This is a genomic window from Candidatus Microbacterium colombiense (assembly GCA_029203165.1).
Classification (GTDB): Bacteria; Actinomycetota; Actinomycetes; order Actinomycetales; family Microbacteriaceae; genus Microbacterium; species Microbacterium colombiense.
This window is the reverse complement of the sequence record CP119308.1, coordinates 603390-622268: the sequence shown is the minus strand read 5'-3', so window position 1 is coordinate 622268 and position 18879 is coordinate 603390. Positions and strand designations below refer to the sequence as shown.

Annotated in this window: 15 protein-coding genes and 2 pseudogenes; 6 read left to right on the top strand and 11 right to left on the bottom strand. The window is 69.0% G+C overall.

Annotated elements, in window-relative coordinates; all coding sequences use genetic code 11:
- Positions 1–24: 24 nt before the first annotated feature.
- Together P0Y60_03025 and P0Y60_03020 are read right to left on the bottom strand one after the other, a co-directional pair.
- Positions 25–1005, bottom strand: a complete 981-nt coding sequence (locus tag P0Y60_03025; protein ID WEK61751.1) for an ester cyclase — start codon at positions 1003–1005, stop codon at positions 25–27.
- 134 nt (positions 1006–1139) lie between these two features.
- Positions 1140–2144, bottom strand: coding sequence for a LacI family DNA-binding transcriptional regulator (locus tag P0Y60_03020; protein ID WEK61750.1), 1005 nt, complete (start codon positions 2142–2144; stop codon positions 1140–1142).
- A gap of 100 nt (positions 2145–2244) precedes the next feature.
- On the opposite strand from P0Y60_03020, the gene hisD reads away from it, so the two are divergent.
- From hisD to P0Y60_03005, 3 genes are read left to right on the top strand one after another with little or no spacing between them, the layout of a single operon-like run.
- On the top strand, positions 2245–3576 hold the full coding sequence (gene hisD / locus P0Y60_03015) for a histidinol dehydrogenase (GenBank protein ID WEK61749.1): 1332 nt from the start codon (positions 2245–2247) through the stop codon (positions 3574–3576).
- Entirely contained in the window at positions 3573–4331 is a 759-nt protein-coding gene (locus P0Y60_03010; protein ID WEK61748.1) for an SDR family NAD(P)-dependent oxidoreductase, read from the top strand. Before hisD ends, P0Y60_03010 begins: the two co-directional genes overlap by 4 nt.
- Positions 4331–5071 (top strand): aldolase/citrate lyase family protein, encoded by a 741-nt coding sequence (locus P0Y60_03005; protein ID WEK61747.1) that lies wholly within the window; start codon positions 4331–4333, stop codon positions 5069–5071. The genes P0Y60_03010 and P0Y60_03005 overlap by 1 nt, the downstream gene beginning before the upstream one ends.
- Positions 5072–5132: 61 nt before the next feature.
- Here P0Y60_03005 and P0Y60_03000 read toward each other — a convergent pair whose 3' ends face one another.
- From P0Y60_03000 to P0Y60_02985, 4 genes are all read right to left on the bottom strand, one after another.
- Entirely contained in the window at positions 5133–5858 is a 726-nt protein-coding gene (locus P0Y60_03000) for an alpha/beta hydrolase (protein ID WEK61746.1), read from the bottom strand.
- Positions 5859–5860: 2 nt separating this feature from the next.
- Positions 5861–6754: a carbohydrate ABC transporter permease gene (locus P0Y60_02995; protein WEK61745.1), complete on the bottom strand. Its 894-nt coding sequence runs from the start codon at positions 6752–6754 to the stop codon at positions 5861–5863.
- Positions 6751–7623 (bottom strand): sugar ABC transporter permease, encoded by an 873-nt coding sequence (locus tag P0Y60_02990; GenBank protein ID WEK61744.1) that lies wholly within the window; start codon positions 7621–7623, stop codon positions 6751–6753. Before P0Y60_02990 ends, P0Y60_02995 begins: the two co-directional genes overlap by 4 nt.
- Before the next feature lie 72 nt (positions 7624–7695).
- Positions 7696–9003, bottom strand: a complete 1308-nt coding sequence (locus tag P0Y60_02985; protein WEK61743.1) for an extracellular solute-binding protein — start codon at positions 9001–9003, stop codon at positions 7696–7698.
- A 461-nt stretch (positions 9004–9464) separates the two neighbouring features.
- Between P0Y60_02985 and P0Y60_02980 the strand changes: the two genes are divergently transcribed.
- The gene (locus P0Y60_02980) at positions 9465–9983 is read left to right on the top strand and encodes a MarR family transcriptional regulator (GenBank protein WEK61742.1); all 519 of its coding nucleotides are present in this window, start codon (positions 9465–9467) and stop codon (positions 9981–9983) included.
- Positions 9984–10020: 37 nt separating this feature from the next.
- Here the strand turns inward: P0Y60_02980 and P0Y60_02975 are convergent, their stop codons facing one another.
- Positions 10021–11274 carry an MFS transporter gene (locus P0Y60_02975; protein ID WEK61741.1) on the bottom strand — a complete coding sequence of 418 codons (1254 nt, stop codon included), beginning with the start codon at positions 11272–11274 and terminating at the stop codon, positions 10021–10023.
- Positions 11275–11385: 111 nt separating this feature from the next.
- On the opposite strand from P0Y60_02975, the gene P0Y60_02970 reads away from it, so the two are divergent.
- The gene (locus P0Y60_02970; protein WEK61740.1) at positions 11386–12957 is read left to right on the top strand and encodes an SDR family oxidoreductase; all 1572 of its coding nucleotides are present in this window, start codon (positions 11386–11388) and stop codon (positions 12955–12957) included.
- Here the strand turns inward: P0Y60_02970 and P0Y60_02965 are convergent.
- The 3 genes and pseudogenes from P0Y60_02965 to P0Y60_02955 all read right to left on the bottom strand — a co-directional run bounded on the left by P0Y60_02965 (position 12954) and on the right by P0Y60_02955 (position 16305).
- Positions 12954–13901, bottom strand: coding sequence for a hypothetical protein (locus P0Y60_02965; GenBank protein ID WEK61739.1), 948 nt, complete (start codon positions 13899–13901; stop codon positions 12954–12956). The two genes, P0Y60_02970 and P0Y60_02965, sit on opposite strands and share 4 nt — an antisense overlap.
- A gap of 60 nt (positions 13902–13961) precedes the next feature.
- Positions 13962–15559 (bottom strand): annotated as a pseudogene (locus tag P0Y60_02960) (AarF/UbiB family protein).
- Between the two features lie 160 nt (positions 15560–15719).
- Positions 15720–16305: pseudogene (locus P0Y60_02955) on the bottom strand (PadR family transcriptional regulator).
- Positions 16306–16524: 219 nt separating this feature from the next.
- Here P0Y60_02955 and P0Y60_02950 point away from each other — a divergent pair.
- On the top strand, positions 16525–18126 hold the full coding sequence (locus tag P0Y60_02950) for a glycosyltransferase family A protein (GenBank protein ID WEK61738.1): 1602 nt from the start codon (positions 16525–16527) through the stop codon (positions 18124–18126).
- On the opposite strand, the gene map is transcribed toward P0Y60_02950, so the two are convergent.
- Positions 18083–18856, bottom strand: a complete 774-nt coding sequence (gene map, locus P0Y60_02945; protein ID WEK61737.1) for a type I methionyl aminopeptidase — start codon at positions 18854–18856, stop codon at positions 18083–18085. The genes P0Y60_02950 and map overlap by 44 nt on opposite strands.
- Positions 18857–18879 lie beyond the last annotated feature (23 nt).

Genomic DNA, 18879 nt, shown 5'->3' with positions numbered 1-18879 from the left:
TTCTCCTTGGTGATCTTGAGGTGATCAGTAGATGTTGCTGAAGGCCACGGGCTCATCGCCGCGCTGGCCTTGGATCTGGGCGCGCACCGCGATGTCGTCCCACAGGCGCACTTCCTTGACGAGCGCTCCCTGGTGGAACGTGAACTGCGAGATGCCGATGATGTCGACCGGCTTGCCGGTGAGCGGACCGTAGTTCGGCACGCCGTTGTAGGCACCGGTGAACTTCCACACCACGGCCACGCGGAGCCCCGCGTAGCGCACGTCGTAGTTGGTCTGGATGTCACGGATCTCGAACTGTCCGCCCGGGAACGACTCCAACAGGCGCAGCAGCGCGCGGCGGTAGCCCTCGGGCCGGATCACCAGGCGGTTGCCGACCGTGAGCAGCACCAGGTCGCGGTCGAAGAACTTCTCGACCTTCTGCAGGTCGCGGTCGTTCCAGACGGTCTGGATCAGGTCGATGACCGTCTCCACCTCGGCACGGTGATCGTCGGGGCGCACACCGGAGTCGCCCTGCGCGACGGGATCGGCCGGAGCCGGCTCGTTCCACGAACCGGAGAAGCCGCGGAAGGTCTGCCTGCTGGCGACCTCGTCGAGGTCCTCCCCGCGGGAGAGGGGACCGGCGAGCGTGTCGCGCACCACCCACTCCTCGACCATGCGGCCGCGGCGGTAAAGGCAGTTCGCGATCGTGCGGCTGAACTCACCCGTCTGGAGGTGCCCGGAGAGCACGAGATGCGAGCTGAGGAACGCGTCGTCGCCGCGGGCCTCCCAGATCACGTCTTCCGCCTGACCGGTGCGGTCGGGCGTCGCGGAGATGCGCATGAGCGATCCCTCGATGACCTCGTCACGGTTCGATGAGGTGCCGAGACCGCCGTGCACGATCGAGTCGGGCTCGTAGTTCTCGCGGATGTAGTGGATCGACCGGTCGACCCAGATCAGGTCGGTGACTTCACGGATGAAATCGTCGGGGTCCTTGTACGGCAGATAGGCGACCGGGTCGAGAGACACGCTTTTCACTCCTTCGAGATCCGAGTCTGCGGTTCATCGGTGATCGCAGGCTTCGTTTTCGTCAGTGTATGCGTATGCACAATAGAGCGCAAGAGTCGACTCAGCGCACACGGTGGTCATTTCGTGGCGGAGGGTCAGACGGCGCGCGCGCGCGCCAGCGTGCTGCGCGGTACGAAGGCCGATGCGAAGCGCTGGTTCTCGATGGGCGCCTCGCGGTCCTCGATGCGCCGCACGATGAGGTCGGCGGCCGCCGATGCCATGCCGGCGATGTCGTAGCCGACCGTGGCGAGGTCGACGATCGGCCAGGCCGCCTCGGGGAGGTCGTCGAACCCGACGACCGAGAGATCCTCCGGCACCCGCAGACCCGCGCGATGCGCGGCGTTCAGCACGCCGTACGCCACCACGTCGTTGCCGCAGAACAGCAGTGTCGGGCGGTCGTCCTCGGCGAGCAGAGCGGCCGCGGCCTTCTCTCCCTCGTCGGCGCTGTAGTTCGGCACCTTGCGGGTGCCGGCCTCGGTCAGTGCCAGACCATGTGCACGCAGGGCATCGCGCAGCGCCGACTCGCGCGCCTGCGCCGTGCTGGTGTTGATCGGGCCGAGCACCGCGCCGATGCGGCGGTGGCCCAGCTCCACGGCACGGTCGACCGCCTCGTGATACCCCTGCACCGGATCGACGACGGTCGCGTCGGCCTCGATCAGCGCACCGGTGCGGTTGAAGTACACGAACGGCAGGCCGCGATCCTTCAGGCGCAGGGGGGCGGAGGACTCGACCGTGGTGGTCGCGAGGATCACACCGTCGAGCCCGTTCGCGAGGAGCCGCTCGACGATCGTGTCGTTGTCGGCGCTCTCGGTGTGCAGCATGAGCTGGTAGCCGAGGCTCTCGAGCTCGCGATGCACCGGCGCGATGATGTGCGAATAGAACTGGTTGTCGAGATCGGTCAGCAGCAGACCGATGCGGCGGGTGCGGCCGGATGACAGCGCGCGGCCGGCCTCGCTCGGCACGTAGCCCAGCAGCTGGGCCGCCTCGCGCACCCGCAGTTTCGTGGCCTGGGACACCCGCGAATCGTCGCGCAGGGCGCGCGACACGGTGGGCTGGGACACGCCGGCCAGGCGGGCCACATCACGACTCGTGACGACCATCTCGCGCCTCCCCCTCGACTCAACGGATTCTAGTGCCCTTGACGCCGGAATGCATACGCGGTCATAATCAGCACATACGTATGCAATGAAAGGACGGGCCATGCCCCTGCATCTCAAGACCGCGCCGACGAAGACGTTCGCGGACACCGCTCAGCACGATGTCGCCGAGCGCGTACGGGCGATCATCGGCGACATCCGCGAGCAGGGCGATGCCGCCGTGCGCCGTTACGCCGAGCAGTTCGACAACTGGAGCCGCGACACCTACCGCCTCTCCGACGAGGAGATCACCGAGATCATCGGCACCCTCCCCGCGCAGGTCATCACCGACATCGAGTTCGTCCAGGCGCAGGTGCGTCGCTTCGCCCAGGCGCAGCGCGACTCCCTCGTCGACATCGAGGTCGAGACCCTGCCCGGCGTCTTCCTCGGCCAGAAGCACGTGCCGGTGCAGGCGGCGGGGGCCTACATCCCCGGCGGCAAGTACCCGCTCACGGCATCCGCTCACATGACGATCATCACCGCCAAGGTCGCGGGCGTCCCCCGCGTCGTCGCGTGCACCCCGCCGATCCGCGGCGAGATCCCCGCCGCCACCGTCGCCGCGATGAAGATGGCCGGCGCGGACGAGATCTACATCCTCGGTGGCGTGCAGGCGGTCGCGGCGATGGCCGTGGGCACCGACAGCATCCAACCGGTCAACATGATCGCAGGCCCCGGCAACGCCTATGTCGCCGAGGCCAAGCGTCAGCTGTTCGGCGAGGTCGGCATCGACCTGTTCGCCGGGCCCACCGAGATCCTGATCGTGGCCGATGAGCACGCCGACCCGTTCTTCACCGCGGTCGATCTGCTCTCGCAGGCAGAGCACGGCCCCGACTCCCCCGCCGTGCTGGTGACGACCTCGCAGACGCTCGCCGAGGAGGTCATCGACTGGATCGAGAAGATCCTCCCGGGCATGCCGACGCGTGACTACGCCGGCCCCGCCTGGCGCGACTGGGGTCAGGTGATCGTGGCCGACGATCTCGACGAGGCGTACCGCATCGCCGATGACTTCGCGTTCGAGCACGTGCAGATCTTCACGCAGAATCCGCGCGAGGCGCTCGCGAAGATGCATGACTACGGCGCCCTCTTCCTCGGTGAGAACACCTGCGTCTCATACGGCGACAAGGTCATCGGCACCAACCACGTGCTTCCGACGCTCGGCGCCGCGCGCTACACGGGCGGCCTGTGGGTGGGCAAGTACCTGCGCACCGTGACGTACCAGGAGGTGCAGAACACCGAGTCGTCCGCTCAGCTCGGGGTCGTCTGCGGTCGCGCGGCCCGTGTGGAGCTGTTCGAGGGCCACGCGCGTTCGGGCGATGCCCGGGCCTGGCGTCACGCCGGCGCGGAGTTCGCGTGGATCGACGAGAGCCACGCGGCGGTCGGCGCGGAGTCGCGATGACCGACCTCTCCGGTCGCACCGCCGTGGTCACCGGCGGCGGCAGCGGACTCGGGGCGGCCATCGCCCGCTCGCTGCACGCCGCCGGGGCCGAGGTCATCCTGGTCGGCCGCGACGAGGCCAAGCTCGCCGCAGTGGCGGCGGAGCTCGGCTCGCGGGCGCGTGGGGTGTCGTGCGACGTGTCGGATGCGGCATCCGTCGACGCCCTGCGCGAGGCGCTCGGTGACACCGAGGTGTCGATCCTGGTGAACAACGCCGGCATCCCGGGTCCCGTCGCCGCTCTCACCGACATCGACGTCGACGACTGGGACGAGGTCTTCCACGTCAACGTGCGCGGCACCTTCCTACTGTGCAAGGCGCTGCTTCCGGGCATGGTCGCGCGCGGTGACGGCGACGTCATCAACGTCGCCTCAGTGTCGGGCAAGCGTCCACTCGCCCACCGCACGCCCTACTGCGCCTCGAAGATGGCGGTCATCGGACTCACGTCGACGCTGGCGTTCGAGGTCGGACCGGCCGGGGTGCGCGTGAACTCGCTCTCGCCCGGCCCGGTGTCCGGCCCACGCATGGAGCGCAACTTCCGGCTCGAGGCCGAGAGGAGCGGCACGAGTGTCGACGATGCCGAGCAGGCCTTCGTCTCGCGCTCGGCGCTGGGGCGCATGGTGACCGAGGCCGAGGTCGGCAGCGCCGTCGTCGCGATGCTCGGGATGCCGGGCATGTGCGGCGCCGACGTCGACCTGTCGGCGGGGATGGTGGCGTGATGGCCTCGCTGCGCGAGCGGGCGAACGAGGGCGAGAAGCTGATCGGCGCGCTGCTGCGGATGCCGTCGGAGGAGCTCGTCGAGATGCTCGCCGTGGCGGACTTCGACTTCGTGCTGATCGACTGCGAGCACGGGCCGGCCGACATCGGCGCGCTGCGTCAGCACATCGCTGTCGCGGCCGTGCACGGCGTGCCGACGATCGTGCGGGTCGGCGAGGGCGACCGCGCGCAGATCCTACGCGTGCTCGATCAGGGCGCCGAGGGCATCCTCGCCCCGCACCTCGACAGTGCCGCCGATGCGGCCGCGCTGGTCGACGCGTCGCTGTATCCACCGGTCGGCAGTCGCGGATTCGCGACCTACAGCCGCGCGGGGCGGTTCGGCGAGGTCGACCCGACGGAGCACCGCGACTGGTGGCTCGAGAACACGCTGGTGCTCGGCATGATCGAGTCGCCCGCGGGGGTGCGGAACGTCGACGCGATCATCGCGACACCGCGGCTCGACGGCATCCTGGTCGGTCCTGCCGATCTCGCCGCGAGCTCCGGGCCCGACGATGCCCCGGTGCCGGACGCGATCGCAAGCGTGCATGCGGCCCTCGCCCGGGCACGGTCGCTGCGCATGGACATCGTGGGCACACGGTCCGCGGCCGAGGCATCCTTCGCCGCAGGGGCCGACCTCGTCGTCTACAACCTCGCCTCGTCGCTGCTGGCGCACCTGCGCGATCTGGCCACGCCCACGCGCTGAGCCTCGCGTCGGGAGGAGATCTCGGTGTGGGGAGGATGCTCACGCCGCATCCTCCCGCCCATCACGAAGTTCTCCTCCCCACGGGCTCCACGAGCCGATGCTGCGCGCACCACGCGCGCACGAGCTCGCCGAACTCCCACGGGCGCTCGAGGGGCAGCAGGTGTCCGGCGTCCAGCGACACGAGGCGCGCGCCCGCCACCTCCGACGCGATCTCGGTGTGGAAGTGCGGCGGGCAGATGACGTCGTCCAGCCCCGACACGATCAGCACCGGCATCCGGAGCTCGTGCAGGCGCCCGAGCAGATCGGTGCGTGTGAGCTGCATCTCGAGCTGCGCGCGCAACAACTCCGCCCCTGTGTCGTCGCCCATCTGGAGCGTGCGCGCGACGAGGTCGGGTCGCCGGTCGACGACCTCGGCACCCAGAAGTGGGTTCAGGATGCTCTGCTGCAGCTCACGAGCCGGCACCCCCGCGTCGAGCTGCGCGAGCCAGGACCGCCAGCCGTCGCGCTGCAGATCGGTCGGTTCCTTGGCGTTGGTCGAGACGAGGCACAGGCCCGCCACCCGCTCCGGTGCGGCGAGCGCGAGCGCCATCGCGACGATCGCGCCGAGCGAGTGCCCGACCAGCACGAACGACTCCGCCAGGTCGGCGCGCAGTGCGGCCACCTGCTCGTCGATGTCGGCGCGATCGAGAACGGGGCGGATGCCGGAGGTGAATCCGGCATCCGCCCAGAGGTCATCGGTGCAGTTCATGCCGGCGAGCAGCACGAGCGGTGGCTGCACCAGTGGCACGGTCAGCCCTTCACCGCCCCGTCGCTGAGTCCCGCGACGAGATACTTCTGCGCGATGAACGCGATCACGAACACCGGGATCGTGAGCAGCATCGACGCCGCTCCCGCCTGTTGCAGCATCGGCAGGGTCTGCCCGAGCTGGGTGGCGATGAACACCGGCACGGTCTTCGACGAGGTGTCGGTCAGCACGAGCGCCGTGAGGTACTCCTGGAACGCGAACAGGAAGACGAAGATGCCGGCGGTCAGGATGCCGGGGCCCATCAGGGGGATCATGACGCGGCGCAGCATCCCGATCCTCGTGCAGCCGTCGATCATGGCCGCCTCGTCGAGCTCCTTCGGGATGTCGGCGAAGAAGTTGCGCAGCAACCAGATCGTGAACGGTTGATTGATCGCGACCAGGGCGATCGCCAGGGCGAACGTGGTGTCGTAGATGCCCAGCGCCCGGCTGATGTCGTACATCGGCAGCACGACCGCGAAACGGGGCAGCGCCCGGAAGATCAGGGCGAGCACGAGCAGCAGCGCCGAGACGTAGCTCGGGAACCGCGACAGCGCATACGCCGCGGGGATGCCGATGGCCAGCGCGATCACGGTCGACACGACGGCGACGACCACGGTGTTCACCAGGTAGTCGGCGAAGTAGGTCGTCTGCCAGAGATCCACGAACGCCTGCAGAGTCGGCTGGTAGTCCCAGAGCACCGGCGGGTTGGAGAACGCGACATCGGTGGGCTTCGTCACCGAGAGCGTCATCCAGATGAAGGGGCTCAGCACGACGATGCAGAGGATGCCGAGCAGGAGCCCTGTGATCACCGGAGGACGGTTCGGACCGCGGCGACGGCGCTTCGGTGCGCCGCTGGTGACGATGGCCCTCGTCGTGAGTTCTGCGGATGTGAGACTCATCGTTCCGCCTTCGCTTCCTTGAAGATGCCCCGGATGAACGGGATCAGCATGATGAGGATCAGGATGATGGTGAGCACGTTGATCGCGCTGCCGAGTCCGAGGTTCTCGGCGCCGTCGGCGAATGCGACCGAGTAGACGTAGAGCATGATCGACTCGTTGCCGATGTTCTGCGCCTGCGGCGAGAGCGGTATCAGATTGTCGAACATGCGCAGCACGTCCATGATCGTGATCAGCGTGACGAAGCCGAGCACTCCGCGGATCGTCGGGATGATCACGTTGAGGTGCGTCTGGAAGCCGTTGGCGCCGTCGATCTTGGCCGCTTCCTTCAGCTCGTTCGGCACGCCCTGGAGCCCGGCGAGGATGATGAGCATCGCGAACGGGAGCATGTGCCAGACGGTGTTGGCGATCACGAGGATCGCGTTGGGCACCTGGTCGGTGAACCACAGCACCTGCGATCCGCCGAAGAAGCCGATCAGGCGGTTCACGACGCCGCCGAAGTTGTCGTCGAAGAGCCACGAGAACGCGACGGCCCCGACGAGGTTCGGCAGCACGTACGACACGAGCATGATGCCGAGCACCAGCGGTCGTGAGGTGGTGATGCGGTTGATGCCGGTGGCGATGATGTAGCCGAACACCAGCAGGATCGCCGTGGTGATGATCGTGACGGCGACCGTGAAGAGCACCGCCTTGTGGAATCGCGGATCCGTCAGCGCGTCGGTGAAGTTCTCCAGCCCGATGAAGGTGCCGGGTGAGCCGTAGCGGACCTGCTCGAAGCTCCACTGCACCGTGCGCACCAGCGGGAGCACGAGGAGGGCCCCCATCACCAGCAGGCTCGGAGCGAAGAGCAGCCAGAATTCGCGTGCCTTCATATGCGTCCTCCCTTGGACGGACTGTGGCCTGAACTCGCGCTCAGGCCACAGTCATGGACGGTCGGTCCGTGGTCAGCCGGCGACCTTCTCGCCGGCGGCCTGCATCTGGGCGAGTCCGTCATCGACGCTCACCTGTCCGTTGAGGATGGAGACGAGGATCGGTCGGATCTCGTTCGTGATGTCGGCGATGACCGGAGACACGATGGGCGGCATGGCGCTGGCGATCGAGTCGTTGGCCGCCGCGCCGTACGGGGAGTTCTCCGCCGTGACCATTCCCTCACGAGCCGGGTAGGCAGCGGGGACGGATGCCGTCGACGCGTCTTCACTGACGGCGGATGCCATCATCTGGAAGAGCATGTCATGGTCGAGCTTGGTGTTGAACGGGATGGACCAGCCGTCGATCGACAGGCGGTTGTAGGAGTACTCGGCGTCGGCCGAGATCTTCGGCGCACCGGCGAAGCCGAACGAGTCGGACAGCTTCGAGTTGGCCGGCAGCGTCAGGTCGAACATGCGGCCGGAGAACATGATCGACATGGCAGCGGTTCCGTTGAACATCTGCTGCTGCACCTTGGGCTGGTCGAAGGTGGTGACCTGCGGGTCCATGTAGGGCTTGAGCGCGAGCATCGCCTCGACGGCCTGCTTGGCCTCTGGGCCGTCGAGCGTCACCTCGCCGTCGGCCGTGACGAAGTCGGCGCCGACGGAGTTCATCGCCCCTTCGAATCCGGTCGTCACGTCGGCGGTCGCGAGCCAGGGCAGGGCGATCGGGTAGTCCATGAGCCCGGCGTCCTTGATGGCGTCGGCGGCGGTGATCATCTCGTCGAAGGTGGTCGGGACCTCGAGGCCGAGGTCGTCGAAGATGTCGGTGCGATAGGCCATCACGAACATCTGCGCCTGCATCGGGATCGCGTAGATGTCACCGTCGTACGACATGCCCTCGACCATCGACTGGCTGATGTCGCCGAGGCCGTAGTCGTCGGCGTACTTGTCCCACAGATCGTTCAGCGGAACGAGCTTCTCTTCTTCACCGAATCCGGGGATGACGAACCCGTAGGTCTCGATGATGTCGTACGTGCCGGTGTCGCCGGACAGGGTGGCCGTGGTCTTGGTCACCTGCCCGCCGAAGTCGATCGGGTCGTGCTTCAGCGTCACATCATCGGTCGAACAGCTCTTGACCATGGTGTCGGTGAAGGGGTCGATGGCGGAGGAATTGTAGGCGAGGACATTGACCGTAGTCTTGCCCTCGGGAGCGGTGTAGTCGCACGACACCGTTGTCGCGTTTTCGTTGTCGGTGCGGGTCCCGGCCCCGCAGCTGGTGAGGGCGACCATGCCCACGGCTGCGAGTGCGAGTACCGGCAATGCCCGATGCTTCATGTGTGCCATGACGCTGATTGTATACGTATGCAGTGGACTTAGGGAAGCCTATATTCCAGGAATGTATTCGGATTGAATACGTATGGGGTTGATGCCAGCCGACCGGGTCGCGGCGCCGGAGGTTCACGGGCGCGGGGAGACGAGGCGCAGGATGACGGGCGGCCCTTGCTCATCCGCCATCCTGCGCCCGCCTCGCGTCACGGGAAGTGACGATCGATCCCACAGCGTGCTGTCGCTGCGACCGTCCCTTGGTCTCGGATCGAGTACTCTCCCGTGCCGCGCCGGCGACGACCCCCTCGGCCATCGCACGGTTTGCTAGTTTACCTAGCAAATCGATGAAACGGCGACTCCCGGATGTCGGATGTTCTCGTCCCGCGGTGTCGTCGATGCGAGAATGGATTCCGCCGCGGGGGGCACAGGGCACGAGATCGACGCGCATCGACACGGATGCGCGAGCGGGACGAGGTGTCATGGCGCAACCGCCGGAGGAATTCTCGCGATCCGGGTACTGGTACCCCGACGCCGACAGCGCGCGCACGGTCGATGTGCTGAACGCGTTGCGGCGATACCGCGCGGCCGAGACGGCGATGCGGGCGCGGACCCGCGCATCGATGGGCATGAGCGAGAACGATCTGATGGCCCTGCGCTTCCTGCTGCACGAGAAGCGGGTCGGGCGCATCGCCCGGCCGATCGACATCGCCCGCATGCTGAGCATCTCGACGGCGTCGACGACCGCCCTGATCGATCGGTTGGAGAGAGGCGGGCACGTGCGCCGCGAACGGCATCCTCGCGATCGCCGGGCGGGTGTGGTGGTTCCGACGGCCAGCAGCGATGAAGAGGTGCAGGCCACGCTCGGCGCCATGCATCGACGGATGCTCGCCTACGTCGACTCGCTGTCCGATCACGACCGCGCGGTGGTCACCCGCTTCCTCGCGGGAATGGGCGCCGCGGTCGCCGAGGCATCCGAGCGCGACCCCGGTGCCGGCTGACCCGGACGCGAGCTGCCGACTCGGACGAGCTGATCGCTCATCCGCGCGGTCGGCGCTTCTCCAGCACTCCGGCCAGCACGACGGCCACGAGCGCGGCCGCCGGAGCCACGATGAGGCCCGCGCGCAGGCTCTCGGTCTCGGCGATGAAGCCGACGAACGGAGGCGAGAGCAGGAACCCGAGGCGCAGCAGCCACGACACGATCGTGAGCCCCACTCCGGTTCGCAGACCGGGAAGTTCGTCGGCCGCGTGCATGGCCGCCGGGATCAGCGTCGCGATGCCGAAGCCGACGGCTGCGAAACCGGCGATGGTGCCCGGCACGCTCGGGAACGCGAGCGCGAGGCTCATGCCGACTGCGGCGATGAGTCCACCGACGCGGGCGACCGCGCGCTGCCCGAACCGGTCGGTCAGTCCGTCGCCGAGCATGCGCCCGATGAACTGGGCGCCAACGAGGGCGATGAAGCCGAGCGGGGCGATCGCCGCGGCGGCCCCCAGCGATTCGCCGAGGTAGAGCGTCGCCCACGAGTTGCCGGCGTCTTCGGCGACGGCGCCCGCCATGGCGATCAGGGTGAGCGCGATGATCACCCACACGGTGCGCGGGCTCACGCCGCGGCGCACCGTCTCGGCCAGCGCGGCGGGTTCGACGACGGCGTCGGCGACGGCAGCGTCGTCGGCAACGTTGTCAGCCACGGCCTCATCGTCGCGACCGGGAAGGCACAGCCGCAGGGCGATCAGTGCCACGATCGCGAAGGTCGCGGTCGAGATGCCCAGGTGCACCCCGATCGGCACCTGCAGCGCGATCGCGACGGCCGCCATGCCGCCGCCGAGCACGGCGCCGATCGACCAGATGGCGTGGAAGGAGTTGATGATCGAGCGGCCGTAGCGCCGTTGCACGCGCAGGCCGTGCGCGTTCTGCGCGACATCGGTGATCGCGTCGGATGCTCCGCCGATGAGCAGCGCGGCGGCGAACAGCAGCCCGGACGGGGCGAGCGCGGCCGAGAGCAGCCCGAGGCTCGTGAGGATCGTGCCGATCACGGCGATGCGGGCAGAGCCGAAGCGGCGGATGAGCACCGCGGCCAGAAGCCCCGCGGCTATGGCTCCGGCCGGGAAGGCCGCGATCGCGAGACCGTATCCGACGTTGTCGAGCCCGAGGACGGACTTGATCTCGGGGTAGCGCGGCAGGATGTTCGCGAACAGCGCCCCGTTGGTCAGGAAGAGCGCCGAGACGGCGATGCGCGCGCGTCGGGTCGCGCGGTCCGGCGTGAATCGTCGAATCGATTCGATTGAAGTCATGAGTACGATCGTACGGCCCATCGGCGCCTCGCGCGAACACGTGCTTAACGACCGGCGACCACACATGCAACCCCGTATCGCCCGGCATCCCTCCGCGCATACTCTCGACACATGACCGAGCTCACTCAGCCCACCGGCCGCGAAGAAGAGCTGCGCGCCGTCCCCCGCGACGACGGCAGCGCCCCGCGTGCGCTGGTGCTCGGCGCGACCGGCTACATCGGCGGCCGGCTCACCCCGCGCCTGCTGAACGCCGGCTACCGGGTGCGAGTCCTCGCCCGCGACGCGGCGCGCGCGGCATCCTTCCCCTGGGGAGCCGATTGCGAGATCGTCGAAGGATCGGCCGACGATGCGGATGCCGTCGCCGAAGCGGTCGCCGATGTCGACGTCGTCTACTACCTGATCCACTCGATGACCGCGGGCAAGGGGTTCGAGGAGACCGATGATCGCGCCGCGACCACGGTGGCCGAGGCTGCGTCGAAGGCGGGCGTGCGCCGCATCGTGTACCTGGGCGGGCTGCATCCCGACGACGTGAAGCTGTCGCCGCATCTGCGCTCGCGAGTGCAGGTCGGTGAGACGTTCCTGCACTCCGGGGTACCGACCCTCGTGCTCCAAGCGGGCGTCGTGATCGGCTCGGGCTCGGCGTCGTTCGAGATGATCCGACACCTCACCGACGTGCTGCCGTACATGCCGGCGCCGAAGTGGGTGCGCAACCGCATCCAGCCGATCGCCGTGCGCGACGTGCTGCACTATCTGCTCGGAGCCGCGCGGGTGGAGCCGGAGGTCAACCGCGCCGTCGACATCGGCGGACCCGACGTGCTGCGCTACGGACAGATGATGAACGGCTATGCGGTCGAGGCCGGACTGCCGCAGCGTGCGATCGCCGCACTGCCGGTGCTCACCCCCGGGCTCGCCTCGCACTGGGTGAATCTCGTGACCCCGGTGCCGCGGTCGATCGCGCGACCACTCGTCGCCTCGCTGCAGAACGAGTGCGTCGTGAAGGATCACGCGGTCGACGAGCTGATCCCGCAGCCGTCGGGCGGGCTGACCCCGTATCGTCGCGCGGTGGCACTGGCGCTCGGCCGCGTGGATGCCGACACGATCGAGACGAGCTGGCAGGACTCCGAGGTGTCGGGGGCGCCGAGCGACCCGCTGCCGAGCGATCCTGAGTGGGCAGGACGCACCGCTTTCACCGACGCGCGGTCGCTGCAGACGAAGGCCTCCGTCGACGATCTGTGGCGCATCATCGTCGGCATCGGCGGCGAGAACGGGTGGTACTCCTCCCCGTTCCTGTGGGCGGTGCGCGGATGGATGGACCGGTTGGTCGGCGGGGTCGGCCTGCGCCGGGGCCGCCGCAGTCGCACGGCGGCGCGCGTCGGCGATGCGATCGACTTCTGGCGGGTGGAGGCGGCGTCGGCTCCCGGCTCGGGCGAGGAGCAGGCGGGACTGCTGCGGCTGCGTGCCGAGATGAAGGTGCCCGGCTCGGCCTGGCTCGAACTGCGCGCGATCGCCGACGGCGAGGGTGCACGGTACGAGCAGCGCGCGGTGTTCTTCCCGCAGGGTCTGAGCGGACGCCTCTACTGGTTCGCGGTGCTGCCCTTCCACGGGTTCATCTTCGCGGGCATGGCCGCGCGTATCACGGCCGCCGCAGAGGGCACCGATCGCGTGGACCGCACGCGCGATTAGGGCTGACGGACGGGGGCGCCTGGCATCGCGTCGGTGTGCGACGCGTCGTCGCGCACCGCGTCGATGCGCGACCACACGAGCGCGCCGAGCGCGCCGCCTCCGGCCGCGATCACCACGGGCAGCCAGGCGTTGGTCTCGACGAGCACGACGGGGAAGAGCTGGATGCTCGCCGCCGCCATCTGGGGCAGATCGTCCTTCAGCACCCGCATGCCGAGCCCGTACGAAACCGCGGTGAACAGCGCCGGCGTCACCCAGAGGGCGAGCAGAGCAGCGGCCCAGACGCCGAGACGACGCAGCGGTCGCACCCCGCACCAGGCGAGTGCGAATCCCACGATGATCACGGGAAGCCACTGCACCAGTTGGCTCACGAACAGCGGCTGTACGACCGGTCCGGTGAACGCGAAGAGCCCGGAGGCCAGCCACATCGTCGCCGGCACGGCGGCCAGCGCGACGCCGAGGGCGACAGGGCCCGCGCTGCGCTGGGATGTGAGCCAGAAGCCGAGCTGGGCGAGAAGGGCGACGACGACGGCTCCTCCCAGCATCCCTCCGAAGTAGAGCAGCACGCGCCGGTCACCGGAGGAGATGCCGAGGCCCACGGCGAGCACGGCGAAGGTCTGCACGATCGCGATCAGGTGCACCGCCGCGAGACCGACGGCGGCGGACCAGGCGGGGATCCCATTCCGACGGCGCAGGGCGCGGATGCCGAGACCGGCGGCGACGCCCCCGACCACGAACAGGCAGAGCACGGTGCCGACGGTGTACTGGCTGATCGGCAGGAGCGCGAACGGCATGTCCTCCGGCAGGGTCTGCGTCGCCCAGAGGTTCTGCGCCGGCAGACGTCCGCCGCCGATGACGCCGGGCAGAAGACCGATCACGGCACCGGCAGCCCCGATCGCGAGTCCGAGCGGAACACGACGGGCAGGGCTGGCGGCGAGGTCAGTCATAGTCGACACCCTGGCATATCGGCGGCGGATGCGCCGGATGCGCGCGGGCTCGCGAGCGGTCTAGCGCGGCCCGCGGCGCCCGATGCCGGCGAACACCGCGTGCAGGAGCGGCAACGCCGAGGCGCAGATCAGGGTGATGCCGAGCGGCTCGATCGAGGGCACGAGCAACGCGCCCCCGACGAGCATCGCCGCGAACAGCACGCCGGAGCCGATGCGCCGGGCGATGCCCTCCAGCCGGTCCAGGCGCCGCTCGAGACGGGAGGTGTCGAACGTGACCGTGCCGTCGTTGACGCGGGAGATCACGTCGTCGATGCGCTGCGGCAGCCGCATCGTCACCCCGGCCGTCTCCATGGCGCGCGAGGCGAACGCCTGCACGACATTGCCGGTCTCATCGCGCAACAGGCGGCCGGCGTAGGGCTCGGCGGCATCCCAGACGTTGAACGACGGGTCGAGCCCGCTGCACATGCCCGAGGTCAGCGAGACCGCGCGGATGAGCAGCAGCATGTTCTCGGGCAGCTGCAGCGGGAGCGAGCGCACCATGTCGCCGAACTCGTCGGCGAAGTCGCGGAACTCGCGCGGATCGACCGTGCTCAGCTCGGCGAACCCCATGCCGCCGAAGCGGGCGAACAGCGCGGTGAGGGCGCGTTCGAGCTCGCCGGTGTCGGCCGAGGGCAGCAGCACGCCGATCTCCTGCGCGGCCTTCACGAGCCCGCGGCTGTCGCGCCCGGCGACGGCGATCAGCAGGGTGCGCAGGCCGTCGCGCAGGCTGTCGGGCACCTCGGCCATCATGCCGAAGTCGATGAAGGTGAGACGCCAGTCGGGGCCATCCGTGCCCGGCGTCGAACTCGACGTTCGACCCGGCGTCACGAAGATGTTGCCGGGGTGCGGGTCGGCGTGCACGAAGCTGTGCGTGAACACCTGGTCGAACATCACCTCGGCGAACACCTCGGCGACCTTCGCGGGGTCGATGCCGGCGGCGCGGAGGGCCTCGGTGTCGTTGATCTTGATCGCCGTGACGTCCGAGAGCGTGAGCACGCGGCGGGTCGACCGCTCCCAGACGATCTCGGGGGTGTCGACGCGCGGGATCGTCCGCGAAGTTCTCGCGGAACCGCTCGGCGCTGGCGGCCTCGTGCAGGTAGTCGATCTCCTCGAGGCTGGTCTCGGCGAACTCCTCGACGAGCGCGGGGGCATCGACGCGGTCAGCGACGAGCCGCACCCGCGTGAGCCACTTCGCGACCCGGCGGAGCGCGGCGAGGTCGACCGCGACGATCCCGTCGATGCCCGGGCGCTGCACCTTGACGACGACGTTCTCGAGCCCGGTGTCGGCCGCATCCGCCTCGGAGAGCCGGGCGCGATGCGCCTGCCCGAGGGATGCCGCGGCCACCGGCGTCTCGTCGAACCAGGCGTAGGCGCGGTCGAGCGGGATGCCGAGTTCGGCCTCGGCGGCCGCGCGGATGTCGGCGAACGGCACGGCCGGCACCTCGTCCTGCAGCCCTTCGAGCTCGGCCGTGATCTCGGGCGGCAGCACGTCGAGGCGCGACGACATGAACTGCCCGACCTTGATCATGAGGCCGCCGAGTTCGATCGCGAGCGCGTGGAAGCGTCGCGCGAACTGCTGCATGCGCGGCGCCCGGGTGCGCTCGGCGAGCGCCGCTCATGCCGAGGCGCGGCAGCACGAGTTCGAACCACCAGATCTGCACGAACTCGCGTGCCGCGAACGACAGGATGCGGCGGTATCGGGCGCGATGACGCCCTGTGCCGCAGCATCCGTCATCGGGGGTCCCTTCGCCGGGCCTCACCGGATGACGCACTGCGCGATCAGTCCTGAGCGAGGATCGAGTAGAGCCTACGGCGCGCGTCGTCGAGCACGTCGATGGCGGCTGCACCTGCTCGGGCGATCCGCTGCGGCCGACCTGCGCGGCGGCGGCCGCGAGGTCGACACCGGCCTTGGGCAGCGCGCTGAAGCGGGCGTCGTTCGGTGCGCGTCCTTGTCGGCCGACGACTCCCACGGCGCGGGGGTCTCCGACGACTCGGCGGCGACATCGCGTCCCGCCTCGGTGAGCGAGTAGGTCTTGCGGCCGTTCTGCTCCTCGGCCTCGATCAGACCCTCGTCGGCGAGCAGCTGCAGGGTCGGGTAGACCGATCCGGCGCTGGGCTTCCAGGATCCGCCGCTGCGTTCGGCGATCTCGTTGATGATCTGGTACCCGTGCATCGGCTTCTCGGCCAGCAGGGAGAGCACCGACGAGCGGACGTCGCCGCGGGCCATGCGGGAGCCGCCGCTGGGGCGGGACTCGAACGACTTGCGAAGCTGGTCCATGGCATCGAAGATCGCGGATGCCGGGCCGCCCTGGCCTGCGCCGAAGCCGGCGCCGCCGAACGGGTTCGAGGGGAATGCGTTGTTCATGATGACCTCCCAGAAGTGGTGAGCGATAGTCAACGATATATCGTTAACCCTGGGTGTGGGGTGAGAGTGTGCGACCTCGCCAAGCATGCAGGAGACGGAAAGGCAACCCCCGTGCGGGGCATAGCTCCACATGTTTTACTCCCGATGGTGTCCGTATCGCAATCGCCATCTCAATCGCCTTCTCACGAACCGGCGTCCCGTCGGCAGAGCCCGCTCCGCGTGAGCGTGGTCGTTCCGGTCTTCCGCCCGGATCGCAGTTTCGACGACCTGATCACCTCCCTCGACCGGCAGACGCTCTCGCGGTCCGACTTCGAGGTGTTGCTGTGCGACGACGGATCCGGCGAGGAGACCGAAGCCCGCCTCGCTGAGGTCGCGCGCACCCGACCATACGTGCGCGTGCTCAACCTGCCGCATTCGGGATGGCCCGGCACGCCGCGCAACCGCGGGGTCGAGAGCGCGCGCGGCACCTACGTGCAGTTCGTCGACCAGGACGACTGGCTGTTCGAAGAGGCGCTCGAGAAGCTGTGCGACTACGCCGACCGCAACGAGTCCGATGTGGTCGTGGGCAAGGAGGTGGGGATCGGCCGCGAGTTGCCGAGCCGGATCTTCCGCCGCGACATCCCGCGTGCCACGCTCGGCACCGATCCCCTGCTCGAGATGCTGACCCCGCACAAGATGTTCCGCACGGCGTTCCTGCGGGAGAACGGCATCCGATTCCCCGATGGGAAGGTGCGCCTGGAGGATCACCTGTTCGTGATGCAGGCGTACTTCGCGGCACGCACGATCTCGATCCTCGCGAGCACTCCCTGCTACGCGTGGGTGAAGCATCCGGGCAGTGCGAGCTCGTCGCGCATCGACCCGGAGAGCTACTTCCCCCATCTGGAGGCCGTGCTCGACATCGTCGAGGCGCACACCGAGCCCGGGCGGCTGCGCGACCGGCTGCTGCGCCACTGGTTCCGTGGCAAGATCCTGAATCGCCTGGCCGGACGCAAGATGCTGAAGTATCCCGCCGCGTATCGGAACCGGCTGCTCGACGTGGTCGGCCCCCTGGCGCGGGAACGGTTCGGACCGGGCGTCGACGGCGGCCTCGCGTTCCCGCATCGGATCCGCGCTGCGCTGCTGCGCGCCGACCGCCGCGACGACCTCGTGCGATTCGCGCAGTTCGAGACCGAGTTGGAATGTCGGGCCGACGTCACATCGGCCCGATGGTCGCGGGGTGGCGGGTTGTATCTGACGGTGGATGTTCGCGTGACACGGGACGGGGCGGATGCTCTGACGTTCGCGCCGGGGAGTGGCGCGCTCACCTCGCTGCCGCTGTCGGATGCGGCGTTGTCGGATGCGGCGTTGTCGGATGCGGCGTTGTCGGATCTGCCGCCCGGGGTGCTGGTCGCCGGCCGCGAACTGCAGAACGACCGCGTCGAGGTGCTCCTCGACGGGCCTCGATCGGGTGACGGCCGCGTGCTCGCGACCGGAGGCTCGTCGGACCTGCGCACCGTCACGCTCGCGATCGACCCGTTGAAGGTGTTCGGCGCCGCTGACGAGTCGCGCGGAGGACGGATCGTCGCGAAGGTGCGCCGAGCCGGGTGGACGTTCGATGTGCCGTTGCAGGCGGATGCCGCGGTGCTCGCTCGTGCGGGGCGCTCGCCTCTGCTGGCCGGGCGACCGTGTGTGCTGGTCGCCGGACCCGATGGTGCGGTCGAGTTGCGTCGCGAGTGGCCGGGCGGACGCGTGAAGGACACCGTCGGGCGCGCCGTGCGGCGGGCCCGACGGGCGGGCGTCAGGCTCGGGGCAGTGTCAGGATCTCGGCGCCGGTCTCGGTGACCGCGATCGTGTGCTCGGTGTGAGCCGTGCGGCATCCGGTGGCACTGCGGAGAGTCCAGCCGTCGTCGTCGACCACGAGTTCTTTGGTGTCGGCCATGACCCACGGCTCGAGGGCGAGCAGGAGTCCGGGGCGCAGGATGAAGCCGCGGCCGGGGCGGCCGTCGTTCGCGACGTGCGGGTCCTGGTGCATGGTCGAGCCGATGCCGTGGCCGCCGAACTCGAGGTTGACCTGGTAGCCGTCGGCGCGCAGCACGGTACCGATCGCGCGGGAGAGGTCGCCGATGCGCGCGCCGGGCTTCACAGCCGCGATGCCGGCGGCGAGCGCGCGCTCGGTCGCGTCGATCAGTGCGAGGTCTTCGGGAGCCTGCGTCTCGCCGACGATGAAGCTGATGGCGGCGTCGGCGGAGATGCCGCGGAGCGTGACGGCGAGGTCGAGGGTCAGCAGGTCGCCGTCGGCGAGCGTGTAGTCGTGGGGCATGCCGTGCAGCACCGCGTCGTTCACGGCGGTGCAGACGTAGTGGCCGAAGGGTCCGCGGCCGAAGGACGGCGCGTAGTCGACGTAGCAGGATTCGGCGCCGGCATCCTCGATCATCTGCTTCGTCCAGCGGTCGAAGTCGAGCAGGTTCACGCCGACGGCGGCACGCTCTTTCAGGGTCTGCAGGATTGTGCCGACCAGCGCCCCGGTGTCGCGGGCGCGGGCGATTTCGTCGTCGTTCAGGATCTCGATCACCCGGTAATACTATCCCGGTATTA

Bases quoted from the DNA above. Each gene is read 5' to 3' on its own strand.
- P0Y60_03020 (WEK61750.1), bottom strand. From the start codon at position 2,144: ATGGTCGTCACGAGTCGTGATGTGGCCCGCCTGGCCGGCGTGTCCCAG.
- hisD (WEK61749.1), top strand. From the start codon at position 2,245: ATGCCCCTGCATCTCAAGACCGCGCCGACGAAGACGTTCGCGGACACC.
- P0Y60_03010 (WEK61748.1), top strand. From the start codon at position 3,573: ATGACCGACCTCTCCGGTCGCACCGCCGTGGTCACCGGCGGCGGCAGC.
- P0Y60_03005 (WEK61747.1), top strand. From the start codon at position 4,331: ATGGCCTCGCTGCGCGAGCGGGCGAACGAGGGCGAGAAGCTGATCGGC.
- P0Y60_02995 (WEK61745.1), bottom strand. From the start codon at position 6,754: ATGAGTCTCACATCCGCAGAACTCACGACGAGGGCCATCGTCACCAGC.
- P0Y60_02990 (WEK61744.1), bottom strand. From the start codon at position 7,623: ATGAAGGCACGCGAATTCTGGCTGCTCTTCGCTCCGAGCCTGCTGGTG.
- P0Y60_02985 (WEK61743.1), bottom strand. From the start codon at position 9,003: ATGGCACACATGAAGCATCGGGCATTGCCGGTACTCGCACTCGCAGCC.
- P0Y60_02980 (WEK61742.1), top strand. From the start codon at position 9,465: ATGGCGCAACCGCCGGAGGAATTCTCGCGATCCGGGTACTGGTACCCC.
- P0Y60_02975 (WEK61741.1), bottom strand. From the start codon at position 11,274: ATGACTTCAATCGAATCGATTCGACGATTCACGCCGGACCGCGCGACC.
- P0Y60_02970 (WEK61740.1), top strand. From the start codon at position 11,386: ATGACCGAGCTCACTCAGCCCACCGGCCGCGAAGAAGAGCTGCGCGCC.
- P0Y60_02965 (WEK61739.1), bottom strand. From the start codon at position 13,901: ATGACTGACCTCGCCGCCAGCCCTGCCCGTCGTGTTCCGCTCGGACTC.